The sequence below is a fragment of the Blastococcus sp. CCUG 61487 genome (assembly GCF_005222955.1).
Classification (GTDB): Bacteria; Actinomycetota; Actinomycetes; order Mycobacteriales; family Geodermatophilaceae; genus Blastococcus.
The window spans coordinates 1-16,684 of record NZ_LWUA01000288.1 but is presented as its reverse complement, the minus strand read 5'-3'; the positions used below and the strand labels follow the sequence as shown (position 1 = coordinate 16,684).

Below are 16,684 nucleotides of genomic sequence, written 5' to 3'. Positions count from 1 at the left end.
CACCTTGGTGGACGCCACTGGTGGCCGGGCGTTCTGGGGTCCGGTACGCACGACGACTTCGCCCTTCAGTGAAGCATTCCCGCCCGGTGGTGGCGGCATCGGAACCGTGGCTGGAGCGGCAACCATGGATGCCCCCCAGACCCGGGAACGCTGACCCGCAACGCTCGACCATGCGGTCAGGAAGAGAACGAAGATGCCGTGTTTACCGCGTAAGCATGCGGGCACCCTATCTCGCGTGGGCGTTCCACACGCAGGGCCGGAACGCCCTCTCTCATCCGTTCAAGCTGCACTCCGAGGAGTCTCATGATCACCGATCAGCAGGTCAGCCAGGTCATCGGCAAGAGCGCCGTCGCCAGCGACGGGAGCGAGCTCGGCAAGGTCGGCGAGGTGTACCTCGACGACGAGACTGGCCGCCCGGAGTGGGCGACGGTCAACACCGGCCTGTTCGGCACCAAGGAGACGTTCCTGCCGCTCGAGCACGCCGACCTCAGTGGTGACACGGTGCGCTTCCCTTACGACAAGGACAAGGTCAAGGAGGCCCCCCGGGTCGATGCGGACGGGCACCTGACTCCCGATGAGGAGGCAGAGCTCTACCGCTACTACGGCATGGGTGACAGCTACGCCGCCCCGGCCGCCGGCATCACCCCCGGGGCGCACGACGATCGCGACCGGGACGGGGACGGGGTCTACGACGACGTGCAGGACACCGCTGTCGGTCGGGACACGTCGGGGATGACCACCGACACCGCCATGACCCGCTCAGAGGAGCAGTTGCGCGTTGGAACCCAGCGTGTCGAGACCGGCAAGGCCCGTTTGCGCAAGTACGTGGTCACCGAAAACGTCACCGAGACGGTCCCGGTGTCGCGCGAGGAGGTCCGGATCGAGCGCGAACCGATCACGGATGCCAACATCGGTGACGCCATGGACGGCCCGTCCATCTCCGAGGAGGAGCACGAGGTGGTCCTGCACGCCGAGCGACCGGTGGTGGAGAAAGAGGCGGTTCCGGTGGAGCGCGTGCGGTTGGACGTAAACACGGTGACCGAGCAGGAGCAGGTCAGCGAGCAGGTCCGCAAGGAGCAGATCGAGTTCGACGGCGACCAGCAGGATCTGCGCCGCTGATCGTCCCGCGCCGGGCGGGTCGCGCTGTCGAGCTGGCCCGCCCGGCGTCTGCCAGCGCGTCCTTTCGTGGTCACGTGCCGGCGACGTACCGTGACCATTCATCGTCGACCGCATGACGTCAGTCGGCGGCCGCAGACCGGGCATCGCTGTGGGTCATCGGCCAGCTGAACATGCTGCTCTCCTGGCGGGCCTCGTCCGCGCGACGATCACCACGTGCCCTTCCCGTTCAGGCTTCTGCCTGACCGGCGCGACGGCGCCGCCACGACCGCTGCCCTCGTCGTGTCCTTCCTCATCACCCGGCTGACCGCCGCCCTTGGCAGCAGGCCGTCGCGCTACCACCGCACGGTGGACCGCGCCGACTCCGACGCACCACACCCGCGAAAGGACACCATGAGCACCCCCGACTCCTCCCCCCGCCGGCAGGCGGGTGCCACCCCAGTCGGCGCCAGCGAACGCAAGCGCCGCCCGGGTTGGCTGATCCCGCTGCTACTCGGCATCGCTGCGGTGGTGATCGCGCTGCTGCTGCTGAGCCAGTGCGGCGCCGACGACACCGACGCGGCCGGCGCCGCCGACCCGTCGAGCAGCGCCACGGAAGGCAACGGATCGTCCAGCCCGTCGCCAGACGGCTCCACCCCGGCCCCGACGGCGGCCCAGGACGGCGGCGACGCAGGTCAGCCGGGCACGGTCACCGCCAACGGCACGTCGCTGCTGCCGCTCGCGGCCGGCAGCGACCCGGCGGGTGCGCTCAGCGCCTCCGCCGATCAGCCGGTCGTGGCAACCGCGGTGCAGGTCCTCTCCGTCCCCGCCGACGAGGGCTTCTGGATCGGCACATCGGAGGCCGAGCGGATCTGGGCGCAGCTCACCGGGGACGGCGAGTCCCCCTACCAGGTGCAGCCGGGGGACGTCGTGGATCTGCAGGGCACGCTCGTCGCCCACTCCGCAGGCTTCGCCGGACAGGTCGGAGTTGCCGAGGCCGACGGAGCCGCGCAGCTCGACGCCCAGGGGCACCACATCGAGGCCGCCAAGACGGCCGTCACGCTCAGCCAGTGACCCAGGGAGCCGCCGCGCCATCACGCGTGGCGCGGCGGCTCCTCCTGGACCGGTAGAACGAGAGGACTTCCCGATGCCCCGCAGTTGTCCCCCCCGCAGATCGAGGGGTCGGCGGGGTGACGGAGAACCCGTCCACCGACGCCACGGCTGCACCCTCACCTGAGGACGAGGTCTCCCTCACCACCGACGAGGACGCCCAGCAGGACGACCAGCCGATCAAGCCTGACAACACCTGATCCTCCGGCTACGAGGTGCATCGACGACTCCAGCACCGGACCCCGATGCACCTCGTCGGCTCCTCTGGATCGAACGCGCGAACGCAGCGAGCCCAGCTGTGACCTGAACACCGAAGCCCATCCCTCCGGGGTATGGGGAGGCACCATGACAAAGTTGTCCGACGAGCCGGCGGCCGTCCTCGACGGCCCCGGCCGCCGCCCTGCGATAGATCAGGCCCGCGCGTACTGCGGCACCGCCCACGGGCAGGTGTGGCCGGTCGACCGCCGGCACCTGCCGCTGTGGGTGGAGCTACCGGTCGACGTGTCGACGGCCCTGTACCGGCTCGTCCTCCGCCCGCGCACCGGCCGCCCCGCTCGTGACCAGCACGGCAACTACCTCTACGTGCCACTGCTCACCGACGGCGAGGACCTCTATCCGGAAGCCCGCACGGTCGACGACCGGCACGACGCCCGCGTCATCGCCTTTCCCGCCGGTGGCCGGCGATCCCGCCCGCGAAGCACCACCGACCGCTGACCAAACCTCTCCCGGAGACCCGCATGTCCACCCCCCTGCACCAGCTCACCGACCACGGCCAGAGCGCCTGGATCGACTACCTCTCCCGGCGCTTCATCCACGACGGCGACCTCACCAGCCTGGTCGAGCAGGGGGTGCGCGGCGTCACCTCCAACCCCACGATCTTCCAGGCCGCGATCGCCGAGGGCAGCGCATACGACGACCAGTTCCGGGAGGTACTGGCCACCGAGAGCGACGCCAAGGCGGTCTTCCTCGCCTTGGCGTGCGCCGACATCCAGGCGACCTGCGATGCGCTGGCGGAGGTGCACGCCCAGGGTGACGAGACCCGCGACGGCTGGGTGTCCCTGGAGGTCGACCCGCACCTGGCGCACGACACCGCAGCCACCGTCGCCGAGGCCGCCCGCCTGCACGCCCTGATCGACCGACCCAACCTGTTCATCAAGATTCCCGCCACCGAGGAGGGCATCCCGGCGATCGAGGAGACCATCGCCGCCGGCATCCCGGTCAACGTGACGCTCCTGTTCTCTTTGGACCGGCATCGCGCGGCCGCGCAGGCCTACATCCGCGGTCTGCGCCGGCTGCAGAGCAGCGGCGGCGACCTGCGAACCGTCGCTTCGGTCGCCTCCTTCTTCGTCTCCCGGGTCGACACCGAAGCTGACAAGTGGCTGGACGCGGTCGACGACCACGACACCCTCCGAGGCACACTCGGCATCGCCAACGCCAAACTGGCGTACCAGACCTACCTGCAGCTGTTCACCGGAGCCGTGTGGAACGACCTGGCCGACGCCGGCGCGTCGCCGCAGCGCTGCCTCTGGGCGTCCACCGGGGTGAAGAACCCCGACTACCGCGACGTCGTCTACATCGAGCAGCTGATCGGCCCCGACACCGTGACCACCATGCCCCGGGACACCCTCGAGGCCTTCCGCGACCACGGCACGGTCGCCGACACCCTCACCGACGGCCTCGACGACGCCCGCGCCACGATGCAGCGATTCGCCGACGCAGGACTTGACTACGCCGACCTCACCGCGTTGCTCGAACGGGAAGGAGTAGAAAAGTTCGTCGCCTCCTTCGACCAGCTCTTCGCCACCATCACCGCCAGGCGCGATGAACTGATCCCTGAGTGACGTCCCCTCCGCACGCCGGGGCCAAGCATGCACCGCCGACGTTCCTACGTGCTGGGCCTCGCCGCGGCGCGTGGTTTCGGCCATGGCAGACGCGCCGGTTGCTCATGGATCCTTGTCTCATCGAGGTTGTCCGACCTGTCGGTGGTGCCGCTCTACCGGCGCCGGCGGCAGAGCAGCTACGGGATCCGCGCGATTGGCGTGCGGACGGGTTTCCCGGGTCGAGCTCAACCGCAAGCGGCCAGCGTGCCGTTGCGCTTCTCCGCTGACCCAGCCCCGGTCCTCGACCTCAGGCCCTACGAGACACGGATATGGCTCAATGCTCCTGTCCGTAGGTCAGCGGAAGGACCTGTCCTCTTCCGTCATTGGCGTTCAGGTGTGCGGATGCTTTCATCGACGTCGACGGTCGCCTCTTCGTGTCGAAGAGGCTCTTCCACAACGACGTGACCGGTTACCGACTCGACGACGACCCGTACTCGCTCGACGGGCACTGCGCGGAGAGTGATCTCTGGGACTTCCTCGTGCAGGACGAAAATCTTCTCTTCGTTCCTCTGTGCCGTACCACCGTTCCGGTCGAGGGCGAGCGGCCGTTCGATGACCAGCTCTTCGCGGCGGACCTCGACGGTGAACGTCCGCGTCTCGGTGACGACGCGCTTCCCGATCACCACGCGCTCGACGGGCACCCGTTCGGTGTGCACTCGCAGGCGCTCCTCGGCGAGGATGGCACTGGGGCTCGTAGGCGGGACGTCAGCGATCACGGGGTTCTCCTGGTGGGCAGCAAGGGCTTCTCTTCGACCGGCCACATGGCGATCGGGTTGTCGGTTCGACCGACTCGGTAGGCCCGGCGGGCCCTGCAGACGCAAGCCGCCGGATAGGTACGGTGACCGGAGGGAGTGCTGATCTTGTTGTCCTGACCGGACGGACCGACCCCACCGCAGCCGTGAGGGCCCGGAACGCCCCGGGACACACCGAACGCGGCGGCCCGTGCGGAACCCTCGACCGCCATCTGCGTGGTGACGACCCGCGTCGGGCCGTGATCAGCCAGCGGCATCGGCGTGCTCCTTGCGGTTCCGGTTCCGCCAGGAAATGACCAGCGGCGTACAGACGGTGAGCACCGCAAGGAGGAACGGGCCGACGCCAATGACCGTCAGGTCACCGGAAGACACGATCGAGGCACCCACCGTGGCGAGCCCCACTGCGACGCAGGCGTAGGCGAGAGGTTCTGCGCCACCGGCCGGTAACTCTCGCGCGGCATCGTCAGCGCTCGAGACCAGTTTCGATGCGGCGCGACCGGATGCGACGAGTGCCCCACCGAAGAGCACCACCGCGATCACCACGGTCACGCGAGATGCTCCTGCCGCATGACGATCGTCGTGCCGGTCAGTGCCTGCGTGCGCCGCGACCCTGTACGGCGACGTACACGCCGAGCACGACGATCGCGCCGATGATCGACCCTATCCACCCGGCGGTGCCCAGTTCGAACCCGCGTCCGCTGATCAGCCCGCCCAGCAGGTTGCCGACGAGAGAGCCGACGACCCCCAGCACGATCGTCATCACGATGCTCATGTCCTGCTTGCCGGGGATGACCGCGCGGGCGATCAGGCCAGCGACCAGACCGACGACGAGCAGAACGATGAGGTTCCAGATCACGGGTGTCTCCTTCGAGAGCGCCGCACCGCAGCGGTCAGATCAGTGAGTTGGCAGACCGGCTCGGCCAGCGCAGAGGGCGAGGAATCGACGGTGGGGCGGGTCACCGATGTCGGCCGGCGGGGAGAGCGGGAATTGCCCCCGCACTCAGAGGCCGAGCTTGCCGGCCAGACCGCCGCCACCGAGAAGGTCGGCGGGATTGATGCCCAGCTTGCTGAGCAGTCCGCGGTGCTGGTCGGTGTCGACCTGCTCGGGCAACTCAGTGTCGGCCCGGTCCGCCTCGGCGTTGTCACCTCGGGACTTCAGCAGGTCGAGGATCTGCTGCTTGGGAATCTGCATGAGGTTCTCCCTGGGCTCGGTGCGCTGGGCATTGACAGCGGAGAGGGACACCACATGACGCAGCCTCTGCTGGTCACGCACTTCGATCCACAGCGGCGGTGGCCGGGGCTGCTGACGCTGTAAACCGGGTGTGCCCGCAGGATGCCGATGCCACACCAAACGGGTCGACATTTCATCGCCCGCTCCGTTTTCGATCTCGGCTCGGGTCCGCTCCCTGTCGCCGCCAGAGATGGCATCGTGGTGGCATGCCCTCATCCGACGCTGCTCCGGCTACGGCCGACGTCGGCGCGAGTGCGGCGGCGGACCCGCTGAGGTCGCTGCTGCACGCAACGCGGTTGGTGGCCCCCGAATGCCTGGCCACGATCGTCGCCGAGCACGCCCAGCTGCTGGGCGCGGACGAGGTGGTGCTGTATCTCGCCGACTACGACCAGCGCGTCCTGCACCCGCTTCCCGGCGCCGGGGTTCCCTCCCGCCAGCAGCTGACCGTGGACGGGTCGGTCGCCGGCCTGGCCTTCCGCCGCGTGGAGGCGACCCGGGCGCCTGAGAAGAACAGTCCACAGCGGCTGTGGCTACCGCTGCTCAACGGGACGAACCGCCTCGGCGTGGCGGAGGTCGTTGCCGCCGAGATCACCGACGCGCTGGAGGCGGAGGCACGCGCTCTCACCGCGGTCGTGGCCGATCTGATCGCGGTGCACGACACGCACAGTGACGTGTTCGCCCGGCTGCGCCGCCGCAAGTCGCTGAGCCTCGCCGCCGAGATCCAGTGGGAGCTGCTGCCCCCGCTGAGCTTTGCCACCGACCGCGTGTCGATCGCCGGCGCACTCGAGCCCGGATACGACATCGGCGGGGACAGCTTCGACTATGCCGTCAACGGCTCCTGCGCGGACTTCCTCATGCTGGACGCGGTCGGTCACGGTCTGCCCGCGGCTTTGCTGGCCAGCGTCGCCATCGGCTCGTACCGGCATGCCCGTCGCGACGGGCTGGATCTCCCGGACATTTCGGCGGCGATGAACTCAACCATCTCCGACCAGTTCTCCGGCAGCCGCTTCGCGACAGCCGCCATCGCCCGTCTCGACCTCCACACCGGTCAGCTGCAGTGGGTCAACGCCGGCCACGCCGCCCCGCTCGTCGTCCGGGACGGCTCGGTCATGGAGCCGCCGCCGTGCCCGCCTCACCCCCCGCTGGGGCTGCAGAAGGACGAGCCCGGCATCTGCCTATTCCAGCTGCAGCCCGGCGACCGGGTCATGCTGTACACCGACGGCATCGTCGAGGCCCGGACCCCGGGCGGTGAGTATTTCGGCGAGGAACGGCTGGCCGACTTCCTCATCCGGGCGATGACGGCCGGCGACCCCCTGCCCGAAACCCTTCGCCGGCTGGTTGCGGCCGTGCTCGCGCACCAGGCCGACCAGCTCAGCGACGATGCGAGCGTTGTCCTCGTCGAGTGGCCGGCCCAGGGTTCTGACGCTGACACCTAAGTGCTTACTCGTGCCTCTGCGGGGGAGGGATCCTCTTACCGGAGTCCGCGGCCGCCGGTCCTGGACATGCCGGGTCGCAGCTCGATGTCGACCGGAAGCGTCGGGTCGCCGACAGCCTGGCGCGCCTGCATGACGACTCGGTCTTCCAGGGCAGCGCGCACTTCCGCGATGTCGGCGTAGTCAGCCAGGTCGACGGCGAGCGACAGCCGCCGACCGCGCGTCTCACTCAGGTGGGCCGAGGCGCTGCTGACACCGCGCAGCGCGGTCGTCTCGTTCTCGACGGCGGCGGAGAGCGCTCCGGAGTGCAGCACGGTGAGGCCGTCGCGGTCGTCGGTGGTGAGGTCCAGCTTTCCGACTCGGTCGGTGCTCAGCTGGGCGAGCAGCCACCGCAGGGCCAGGAGCGCGAGCAGCAGGCAGACTGCCGCGACCGCCCACCAGAACCACGGCTGCTCCTGCGCGAAGCGGCGCATGCCTTCGGGCAGCAACGGCCGGTTGCCGTCGCCGAAGGCACCGAAGCTCAGCGCCAGCCCGAGACCGCCGGCGGCGAGCAGGATCACTGCGAGCAGGGACAGCATGGCCCGGTTGGCGGTATCGACGCGGGGGTTCATCGGGCGCCCTTCCGGGTGACGGTGACCTGCGGGCGGACGGTGCCCGACAGGCCCAGTTCATCAAGGCGTTCGTCGACCGCGCTGGTCACGCGCTGTCGCAGATCCCCGGTGTCTCGCAGGCCCGACACGGCGGTGACGCGCACCTTGCGGCGCCCGGCGCGAACCTGGACCGAGCGCACGCCGTCTGCACGCTGCGCCGCACGAGACAGCGTCCGCTCGATGCCTCGCCGAGAGGCTGTCACCCGCACGTTGTCCCCTGGGCTGGGCAGCGCGAGGGAACCGGGGCGGCCGCGCCGGAGCGCGGCGAGTAGCAGGAGGAAACCGAGAACCGCCAGGCCGACGAGGATCACGCGGACGGCGCCGGACGAGAACGTCTGCTCAGTCAGCCATCGGCTCCAGTCGGGATGTGGCACCAGCCAGTACGGGCGGCCCAGCTGGGCCAGCACGATCTCCACGACCGCCAGCAGACCGCCGAGAAGGACAGCCAGCGCCAGCAGCGTCGCGAGGATCCGGTTCAGGACGTGCACGAGTACTCCTTCATCACTGCACGCGCCGCGACGGGGAGGTCGGCGCGGGAAGGCTCACGACGTCGACGTCGACGTGGGCGACCTGAACGCCGGTCAGGTTGAGGACGTCGTCGCGCACCCTGCTCCGCAGCCGCTGGGCAACGTCGACGATGGATCGGGGCCATTCGACGGCGATCGTGGCCTCGACCGTGGCGGTCTGGCCGTCCACCCGCGCCCGGACGGACGCCTCATCGTCGGGCCGGGCGTCACCGATGTTGATGCCAAGCAGCCGGCGGGGGGCGGCGCTCGCGCCCTCGACCTGCGTGGCCGCGTAACCGGCGACGCGCTCGATCACTCGATTCGCAATCGTCAGGCTGCCTCGCTCGGCGGCGTCCTCTGGGTTGGAGGACTCGTCCGCCGTCGGCACGCCGTCCTCATCTCGGGTGCTCACCGCGGATTGCGGCCGCCGCCGCCAAGGTAGGGGGTGAGATCGAGCTGGCCGGAGACGACCTTGCCGACCAGGAAGCCGACGACGCCGAGGACGGCGGTTCCGACGAAGGCGTCGAACCCGCCGATGACCCAGGCAAGTCCGAGCAGAAGACCGGTGAACAGACCCACCACGGTGGGGGGCATGGCAACCTCCGAGAGAGACGACGAGTAAATCGATGGACGCTCACACCACGCGGCGCGGGCGACGACGACGGCGGAAGAGCGTCAGGGACCACGCCCTGAAACGAGCCAAGCCCCTGGGCCGGCGAACGAAACGAAGCTCACTGGTGTCCGACCCGCCGGCGGGTCGGCCCGACTCGAAGGCGCGTACCGCGCGGAGGAACTCCTCGGCGTTGCCGCCGAGGTCGGGGTGGTGACGCCGAAGAACTTCTCGCCGCAGCCGCCGCTGTTCCACGTGCCGAGGGTCAGTCATCGACGCCAGGTCCTCGCACCAGATCCATCAGCCCTGGGAGCCGGCGGGCAGCGCCCGCTGCTGATCCTGGGGCATCTGCAGGTCCGCCACGTGCACGTCGACCGGCCGGCCGCCGACGAGCGGCCGCACGGCCGCCCGCACCTGCTCGGTCAGCAGGATGATCGGCGTTCCGTAGGCGGCGACCACGGCAACCTTCACTCGATCTTCGTCCACCCGAACGCCCTCGACGCGGCGACCGGGGAGGAAGGTCACCGTCGAGGATAACGGTCCGCGGCTCAGCCCGGCCACGGCCGGACAGGCGAGGACCGCGGCGGCGATGGCGTCGGCCTCCGCCGCCACGGCGCTCGACCAGCTGGTCACTGGACGCGCGCGGGCTCCTGCTGGCCCTCGTCGTCGCTGGGCAGGTGCACGTCGTTGACGGCGATGTTGACCTCGGTGACCTGCAGGCCGGTCATGCCCTCGACCGTGCTGATGACGTTGCGCCGCACGGACTTGGACACCTCGGCGATCGGTGCGCCGTACTCGGTCACGATGTCCAGGTCGACGGCTGCTTGCTTCTCGCCCACCTCGACCGAGACGCCCTGACCGGCGGACTGGGTGGCGCCCGGGATGCGCTCGCGCAGAGCGCCGAAGGCGCGGGCTGCGCCGCCGCCCAGGTCATACACGCCGGAAACTTCCCGCGCCGCCAGCCCGGCGATCTTCTGCACGACGCCGTCGGCAACGGTCGTCTTTCCCTGCTCCGTCTGCAGCGGGGACGGTGCCGCCTGCGCCAGGGCGCCGGATGCGGCGGAGCTGGAGGTGCCGGCGGAGGAGCTGCTCGTGGGGGACTGCGTCATCGTGGGACCTCTCGGACGGGATGGGCAATGATTACGACGTAAACCAGTCGTGTCATCCTGGTGCCCACGGGGCTTGGCGAGCAAACAAGGAGCCCGACACGATGGCTTACGCCCTTTCGACACCACCGGGCCGGAGGAGTTACACGAAGATGCACGAGGTCGCGTCCCCCGGGTGGAGGTGCCGACAGGCAACGCCGGAGTCTGATGTCGTCCGATGACCTCTCCGGGGTTCGAAGGCTCGTCCTCAGATCCCGTGGAGGAACAGTGGCTGCAACTCGCCCGCAGCGGCGACGAGGTCGCATTCGCCAGCCTCGTCCGCCGCCACCAGGACCAGCTCTACCGCGTCGCCCTGCGCATGACGGCCGACCCTGGCGCCGCCCAGGACATCGTGCAGGAGTCGCTGCTGCAGGCGTGGCAGCACCTGCCTGGCTTCCGCGGCGAAGCCCGCTTCGCCACCTGGGTGACACGCATCGTCATCAATCGATGCCACAACCTGCACCGCGCTGCTCGGCCGACCACAGCACTCCCCGACGAGAGCACATCGGGCAGCGGCCTGCCCACCGTCCCCGCCGCTGAGAGCGTCGCAATCGGGGCCCAACGGCAGGAAGCCGTCCGCCAGGCACTGCTGCTGCTGCCCTTCGACCAACGCGCACCCCTCGTGCTCACCACGTTCAGCGGCTACACCTACGCGGAGACGGGGCGCATCCTCGGCATCAGCGAAGCCGCGGCGAAAGTCCGGGCACATCGAGCGCGTCGAACCCTGGCGTCCCGACTACAGAGCTGGAGGTGAGGTCGATGCCCAGCGGAGCCCCGCGGGACGGCTCCTCGCCCAGGGACCGGCTCCCCTGCGGCGTGCCGGTCGATGACCTGCTCGCGCAGGTGACCGACGGGAAGCCTCCGCAGGACCCGGCCCACCAGCGCAGCTGCGCGCACTGCAGGGCGACATTGGCCGAAGTCCGCGACATCTGGTCACCGGTGCAGGAGCTGGCCGCGGAACATGTGCGCGCGCCTACCGGGCTCCTCGATGCGGTGATGGCGCGCGTCCGAGAGCTCTCACGACACCCGTGGTACTCCCTCGTGCCCGGGCCGAACGGCCACACCCGGATCGCGTCCCGCGTGCTCGAAGCCATCGCCCGACTGGCCGCTGAGTCCGTCCCCCGGGTCGGCCTCGCACTCGGGCAGGGGCACGAATCCGGCGCCGACGTCGGAGTCGCCGGCACGCACGTCGTCATCGACATCTATCTCTCCGTCGAGCTGGGCGCGCCGATCCCGGAGATCGCCGACCAGGTGCGCGACCGGATCCGGCGCCACCTGTGGAGGCATGCTGGCCTGGTCGTCGTAGAGGTCAACGTCACGATCGTCGACGTCGAGGTACCTCGCACTCGTTCCGGCCCGGACCCGCTCCCCCGTTGACCTGTGCCCTCCGCCCCGCGCAATCGAACCGCAGACGGCAACACACCGCCCCATTCCGTCCCGATGCCGCCGGCGGCGTGCCATGTGACCATCGGCACGCGATCCCATAGGGCACCAGCCGGACTCCTCGACCACACAGCCGAAACGATCGGCGTCCGATCAGAGGGTGGTGGACCACCTTCGCAGCGTCCACGATCGGGCCGAGGACCAATGCCACTGCACCGACGTGGGTTGTTCGCGCATCGTGTCGTCGCGAGATGTCCCCAGCCCTCAAGGAGTCGACAGTGAGTGACCGCGTCACCTGGGAATCGTGCCCGAGCTGCGGAGGACGGGCAGCTGTGGGATGGGAAGCAGCAGATCGCGAAGACGGCGGCGCGTTCCCACTGACGCCCCTCGAATTCGACTGCCCCGCTGGATGCTCGGTCAACCCGGGCGAGCTGGCGCGACTGTACCGCCCTGGGTGCACGGGAGAGAGCCTCTGACATCAGCCTCCTCTCGGCGTCGAGCGGTGGCAAGGCGACGGAAGCCAGTGATGGTCGGGGGTGATGACGTCCGGAAGGACCGTCAGGTGATGGCCTGCCAGACCGCACCGGTGGCTCGCGCGGAGATGCCGCTTGACATGACCCCCAACCGAGCTGGACTGCTAAAGGTGCTCGACGCCCCACTGACTGCCCGACGGGCTCCGGCGCTGTCGTCGTGACCTTGGACGTTACGGCGAAAGGGAAGCCTGCCGGCTTGGTCGCGCGTCGCCGCGTCGTTTCGCGGATCCGGGCGGCCGTCAGGCAGCCGGTGGCGCATTCGTGCTCGAGCGGACTGGACGCGCGTCGCGTCCCAATGCCGCCAGCTCGACCATGATGCTGGACCGCTGGGCTCAGCCCGGTCCGAGTTCGCGATATCGGTATGCCGACCGCGCCTCAGGACACGAGGCCTGAGATACGACGTCAGCCGGAGTTCACTTAGAGGCCCGCCCGGCGCCGATCCCTGAACGCCTGCATGGCGGTCTCTGCTCGCACACCGGACGGGCCCGTTCAGGATAAGCCCCCACAAGCGTCCATAGCCCCCAAACATGTGGCCCACCTGCACGTTCCCTCCTGTACAGGAGGCTCCTCCGGTGAACTGCTGCCCTCATTCGGCTTTAGACCCGCAACGCAGCAGACGAGAACATGGAGCGACACCACTCATAAACTGCCGGCGGAGGATCAACACGTGTGGAGACGCGCGGGACGTGCGGCCGAGCAGCACCGCGACGAGATCGGGGAGGCGCACGCCAACGTGCACGCGGTGACGGCCGTGGTACGAGCGCTGGCCGCTACCGATACCGTGCAGGCCGCCGTCGACGTCGCGCTGGACACCGTCCGTGAGCGGTTCGGCTGGGCTTACGGCTCCTACTGGCGACTAGACCCGCAGAGCGAGGTGCTGCGCTTCGCGCAGGAGTCTGGCAGCGCCGGACCTGAGTTCCGCGAGGTCACCCTGGCCGCCTCCTTCGCCGAGGGCGTCGGGCTGTCCGGCCGCACATGGCGGGCCCAGGACCTGGTGTTCGTACCCGACCTCGGCGAGGTGACCGACTGCGTGCGGGCCCCCGCCGCGCAGCGGGCAGGAGTCCGCTCCGGGGTGTGCTTTCCGCTGATCGAGGGCGGCCAGGTCACGGGCACGATGGACTTCTTCGCCACCGAGACCCTGGACCTGTCCGCGGAGCGGCTGGACACGCTGCGCGCCGTCGGGGTGCTCGTCTCCCAGGCGATCGAACGGGTAGCCACCGCCGAACGCCAGATCAAGGCCGCCGAGGACACGACCGCGATCAACGACGTGCTGCGCGCGGTGTCGACCGCATCCAGCAAGGACGAGGCGATGACCCGGGCGCTGGCGACCATCCGCGAAGGCTTCGGCTGGGCCTACGCCTCCTACTGGGCCGTCGACCCCACCGAGCACGTGCTGCGGTTCGTGCAGGAGTCCGGCGACGCCGGACCGGAGTTCCGCCAGATCACCATGAAGGCGTCCTTCGCCGAGGGCGTCGGGCTCTCCGGCCGCACATGGCGGGCCCGGGACCTGGTGTTCGTGCCCGACCTCGGCGAGGTCACCGACTGCGTGCGCGCCCCCGCCGCGCAGCGCGCCGGTGTCAAGTCCGGCGTCTGCCTGCCCATCCTGGTCGGCAAGGTCGTGGTCGGCACCATGGATTTCTTCGTCACCGAGACCATCACCCTCTCCCCCGGACGGGAGGACGCGCTGCGCAACACCGCCTTCCTGCTCGGCCAGGCCCTGGAGCGCTTCGCCGCCGAAGATCGACTAGGCACCGCCGGAGACCAACTGCTGACCTCCATCACCGAATTGGAACGCAACGTGCTGTCGGCCTCCTCCGTCGCCGCCGACAGTCAGCGGCTGACCTCTGACGCCAACGCCGAGGTCACCAGCTTGGGCGAACTGTCCGGCGACATCGACAAGGTCGTCAAGGTCATCCGCGGCATCGCCGAGCAGACCAACCTGCTCGCCCTCAACGCCACCATCGAGGCCGCCCGCGCCGGCGACGCCGGACGCGGCTTCGCCGTGGTCGCGGGCGAGGTCAAGGAGCTGGCCAACGAAACCGCCCGGGCCACCACCGAGGTCGACAGCAAGATCACCGCGATTCAAGAGCAAGTCTCCCGGGTGGTCGGCGCCCTCGACGCGATCAACACCGCGGTCGGCAGGATCAACGAGACCCAGACAGTGATCGGTGGTGTCCTGACCGAGCAGTCCGCGGTCACCAAGGAGATCCTGGGCGCCTGAATGCCGCGGGCGCACCGTGCAGAGCGCCGGGCGGCTCGGCCGGTGCCCTCCATCGGGAGGACGGTCGCCTGAAATCCGCACCCGAGCCATGCCCCGCTGGGTCCATGCAGTGGAACCGTCAAAGAGGTGCGCGAACCCATAGGCGGCACCCCACTGGCCTCCCGGGCGGCGTTCATCTCCCCCGTCGGGGCCCGGTTACGGGCACCTGCCTGTGACGACGACGTGGGCTGGAACGACCTGCAGCGACACCTAATGCAGCGCGTGGCGGGGGTTCGACCACTCCGCCGGAGGATCTCGGCCGTGTCGAGTTCCCATTCGAGGAACGCCCGGTGATCATCGAGCCCGTGGGCAGCGACGACTGGGGCCGGTGAGGCGAGGCGCCTGGCTGTCCCGGCTGCGGTCGGTTTCCCCGAGCCCCGGGGACATCGAGTTCGGCTTATCGGGTCAGGCGGCCGTCGGCGCTCGGTGCCCTTCTTGCCGGTGCCGTGTCGGGCGTCGCCCTTTCGCGACGGTTACCGGGGGCTCGGCTGGGGCCAGGGGACCAGCGGTGGCAGTCGGTCACTCGGGTGCGGGACGCCGTCAGGGGCGTGGGTGATGCTGCGGGGTTCGTGGCTGCCGGCGGCGTGGGCGATCGCGGCGAGGACGAGGGTGAGGGCGTGGCGGTCGAGGCCGGCGGCGAGGTCGCCGAGGTCGACGGGGTGGCCGTCGGCGATGCTGGCGGCTGCCCGCAGGACCTGATGGTCGCTGCTTCTGCCGATGATGGTGCCGATGCGCACGGCCTCGTCGAGGTCTGGCCAGTTGATGTGGGCCCACAGTCCCTCCCCTTCCACGTCTCCGTCGATGGTGATCAGCCCGGCGTGCTGCAGTTGCGGCAGCCAGTGGCCGGAGGTGATCAGCAGGAGGATCGCGGCCTCGTCGCAGTAGTCGCCGAGGGCGGCGCGCAGCAGGGCGTTCTCCACGTCGACCGGGTCGAGGTCGGCGGCTCTGGGTTCGAAGATCACTGGGTTCTCCCTCCTCCCGGCCGGCGGGGTCGGGGGTGAGTGTGCCGTTGGGGTCTGACAGTCGCGGCCGGTGACGGGTGTCGGGCGGCGGTCGCGGTGCTGGTGAGCGCGTCGGGCCGGCAGGCCCGCCGGCAGCTTGCTGACGGGTGGCTCCGACGCGCCAGCGGCGGGGCCTCGCGCGACCCCCGCCGCCGGCCGGCCACCCCGAACCAGCCCCCGCCTCGGCGTGGCCGCCCCCGCGGGGGTGCGGGGACGGCCGGACGCCGGTCAGGTGGCGTCGGGTGCGGGATCGGCGGTGGGTTGGTCGACCGCGTCGACGATCTGCCGTTCGATGCCGGCGAGTGTGTAGCCGCAGGAGACCAGGAATCGCAGCCAGCGGGCGTCGCCGGCGCCGGGGTTGCGCCAGGACTGGCGGTGCAGCCCGGACTCGATGGCCCCGGCGACGTGGGCCAGCAGCGCCACCGCGAGCCGGGCGTCGGGCACCTGTTCGCCGCTGGTCAGCGTCAGCGCGGGCTTGTCCCGGGTGGTCCACCACTGGCCGGGGGCGTCGATGCCGAGGTCGGCGGCGGCGGAGTCCTGGGCGCGGTTGGGTTGCCCGGACAGCCACCGGGACAACGCCCGGGGGTCGGCGGCCATGGTTTCGACGGCGAATCGCAGCGCGGCCTTGGGTGCGGTCTTGCGCTGCAGCAGGCCCTTGATCCACTCGCGGCGGGTCTCGTTGGCTGCGGCCATCGCCTTGTTGTTCTCGATGGTGGCCCGCCGTTCGGCTGCGGCGGCCTCGCGTTCGCCCTCGCTCGGTTCCTCGGCTGCTGTGCCGGCGGGCAGCGCGGTGGCCGTCCAGCGGTCGCGGTGGCCGTTGCCGGCCGGGTCGGTGCACACCTCGACGACCTGTGGCCCCTGCCAGCCGCTGGTGCAGACGTAAACCGCCGAGCCGGGGCACCCGGCGTGGCCCTCGGCGGTCAGCGGCCGGCCGTCGTGGGCGAGGTCGGCCAGCCGGGTGGCGGCGCGGCCGGTGTCCTCGTCCAGCACGGTGCGCCCGGCGGCGGTCAGCTCCCCCAGAAGGGCGGCTGCCCGTTCGGCTTCGGCTCGGGCCTGCTTGGCGCGGGTCAGCGCGTGGGCGAACCGCCCGGGCCC

19 protein-coding genes and 1 pseudogene are annotated in these 16,684 nt (G+C 70.2%); 8 read left to right on the top strand and 12 right to left on the bottom strand.

Annotated elements, in window-relative coordinates; all coding sequences use genetic code 11:
* Positions 1–303: 303 nt before the first annotated feature.
* The 4 genes from A6V29_RS19335 (at position 304) to tal (ending at position 4,046) form a co-directional block, all read left to right on the top strand.
* Entirely contained in the window at positions 304–1,119 is an 816-nt protein-coding gene (locus A6V29_RS19335) for a DUF2382 domain-containing protein (protein ID WP_137161820.1), read from the top strand.
* A 213-nt stretch (positions 1,120–1,332) separates the two neighbouring features.
* Positions 1,333–2,169 carry a hypothetical protein gene (locus tag A6V29_RS19330; RefSeq protein WP_137161819.1) on the top strand — a complete coding sequence of 279 codons (837 nt, stop codon included), beginning with the start codon at positions 1,333–1,335 and terminating at the stop codon, positions 2,167–2,169.
* 381 nt (positions 2,170–2,550) lie between these two features.
* A complete protein-coding gene (locus A6V29_RS19325) occupies positions 2,551–2,919 on the top strand; it encodes a hypothetical protein (protein ID WP_137161818.1) in 369 nt (122 codons plus the stop codon).
* Between the two features lie 23 nt (positions 2,920–2,942).
* Entirely contained in the window at positions 2,943–4,046 is a 1,104-nt protein-coding gene (gene tal / locus A6V29_RS19320) for a transaldolase (protein WP_137161817.1), read from the top strand.
* Between the two features lie 359 nt (positions 4,047–4,405).
* Here tal and A6V29_RS19315 read toward each other — a convergent pair whose 3' ends face one another.
* From A6V29_RS19315 to A6V29_RS19300, 4 genes are all read right to left on the bottom strand, one after another.
* The gene (locus tag A6V29_RS19315) at positions 4,406–4,801 is read right to left on the bottom strand and encodes a DUF2382 domain-containing protein (protein ID WP_170977969.1); all 396 of its coding nucleotides are present in this window, start codon (positions 4,799–4,801) and stop codon (positions 4,406–4,408) included.
* 279 nt (positions 4,802–5,080) lie between these two features.
* On the bottom strand, positions 5,081–5,386 hold the full coding sequence (locus A6V29_RS19310; protein WP_137161815.1) for a hypothetical protein: 306 nt from the start codon (positions 5,384–5,386) through the stop codon (positions 5,081–5,083).
* A 37-nt stretch (positions 5,387–5,423) separates the two neighbouring features.
* Positions 5,424–5,693 carry a GlsB/YeaQ/YmgE family stress response membrane protein gene (locus A6V29_RS19305; protein ID WP_137161814.1) on the bottom strand — a complete coding sequence of 90 codons (270 nt, stop codon included), beginning with the start codon at positions 5,691–5,693 and terminating at the stop codon, positions 5,424–5,426.
* A gap of 144 nt (positions 5,694–5,837) precedes the next feature.
* Positions 5,838–6,029: a hypothetical protein gene (locus tag A6V29_RS19300; protein ID WP_137161813.1), complete on the bottom strand. Its 192-nt coding sequence runs from the start codon at positions 6,027–6,029 to the stop codon at positions 5,838–5,840.
* A gap of 128 nt (positions 6,030–6,157) precedes the next feature.
* On the opposite strand from A6V29_RS19300, the gene A6V29_RS19295 reads away from it, so the two are divergent.
* Positions 6,158–7,504: a PP2C family protein-serine/threonine phosphatase gene (locus tag A6V29_RS19295; RefSeq protein WP_249933359.1), complete on the top strand. Its 1,347-nt coding sequence runs from the start codon at positions 6,158–6,160 to the stop codon at positions 7,502–7,504.
* Between the two features lie 35 nt (positions 7,505–7,539).
* Here A6V29_RS19295 and amaP read toward each other — a convergent pair whose 3' ends face one another.
* The 6 genes from amaP to A6V29_RS19260 form a co-directional block, all read right to left on the bottom strand.
* A complete protein-coding gene (gene amaP / locus A6V29_RS19290) occupies positions 7,540–8,112 on the bottom strand; it encodes an alkaline shock response membrane anchor protein AmaP (protein WP_137161812.1) in 573 nt (190 codons plus the stop codon).
* Positions 8,109–8,639, bottom strand: coding sequence for a DUF6286 domain-containing protein (locus A6V29_RS19285; protein ID WP_137161811.1), 531 nt, complete (start codon positions 8,637–8,639; stop codon positions 8,109–8,111). Before A6V29_RS19285 ends, amaP begins: the two co-directional genes overlap by 4 nt.
* Before the next feature lie 13 nt (positions 8,640–8,652).
* Entirely contained in the window at positions 8,653–9,045 is a 393-nt protein-coding gene (locus A6V29_RS19280) for an Asp23/Gls24 family envelope stress response protein (RefSeq protein WP_249933358.1), read from the bottom strand.
* 20 nt (positions 9,046–9,065) lie between these two features.
* Entirely contained in the window at positions 9,066–9,251 is a 186-nt protein-coding gene (locus A6V29_RS19275) for a hypothetical protein (protein WP_137161809.1), read from the bottom strand.
* 316 nt (positions 9,252–9,567) lie between these two features.
* The gene (locus A6V29_RS19265) at positions 9,568–9,900 is read right to left on the bottom strand and encodes an Asp23/Gls24 family envelope stress response protein (RefSeq protein ID WP_137161807.1); all 333 of its coding nucleotides are present in this window, start codon (positions 9,898–9,900) and stop codon (positions 9,568–9,570) included.
* The gene (locus A6V29_RS19260) at positions 9,897–10,376 is read right to left on the bottom strand and encodes an Asp23/Gls24 family envelope stress response protein (protein WP_137161806.1); all 480 of its coding nucleotides are present in this window, start codon (positions 10,374–10,376) and stop codon (positions 9,897–9,899) included. Before A6V29_RS19260 ends, A6V29_RS19265 begins: the two co-directional genes overlap by 4 nt.
* Positions 10,377–10,590: 214 nt before the next feature.
* Here A6V29_RS19260 and A6V29_RS19255 point away from each other — a divergent pair, with 214 nt between their 5' ends.
* The 3 genes from A6V29_RS19255 to A6V29_RS22020 all read left to right on the top strand — a co-directional run bounded on the left by A6V29_RS19255 (position 10,591) and on the right by A6V29_RS22020 (position 14,549).
* Positions 10,591–11,166: an RNA polymerase sigma factor gene (locus tag A6V29_RS19255; protein ID WP_137161805.1), complete on the top strand. Its 576-nt coding sequence runs from the start codon at positions 10,591–10,593 to the stop codon at positions 11,164–11,166.
* Between the two features lie 5 nt (positions 11,167–11,171).
* Positions 11,172–11,789 carry an Asp23/Gls24 family envelope stress response protein gene (locus A6V29_RS19250; protein WP_137161804.1) on the top strand — a complete coding sequence of 206 codons (618 nt, stop codon included), beginning with the start codon at positions 11,172–11,174 and terminating at the stop codon, positions 11,787–11,789.
* Between the two features lie 1,206 nt (positions 11,790–12,995).
* Positions 12,996–14,549 carry a GAF domain-containing protein gene (locus A6V29_RS22020; protein WP_283956382.1) on the top strand — a complete coding sequence of 518 codons (1,554 nt, stop codon included), beginning with the start codon at positions 12,996–12,998 and terminating at the stop codon, positions 14,547–14,549.
* A 512-nt stretch (positions 14,550–15,061) separates the two neighbouring features.
* On the opposite strand, the gene A6V29_RS19240 is transcribed toward A6V29_RS22020, so the two are convergent.
* Together A6V29_RS19240 and A6V29_RS19235 are read right to left on the bottom strand one after the other, a co-directional pair.
* Positions 15,062–15,550, bottom strand: coding sequence for a hypothetical protein (locus A6V29_RS19240; RefSeq protein ID WP_137161802.1), 489 nt, complete (start codon positions 15,548–15,550; stop codon positions 15,062–15,064).
* Positions 15,551–15,817: 267 nt separating this feature from the next.
* A pseudogene (locus A6V29_RS19235) lies at positions 15,818–16,684 on the bottom strand (ParB/RepB/Spo0J family partition protein); the annotation flags it as partial.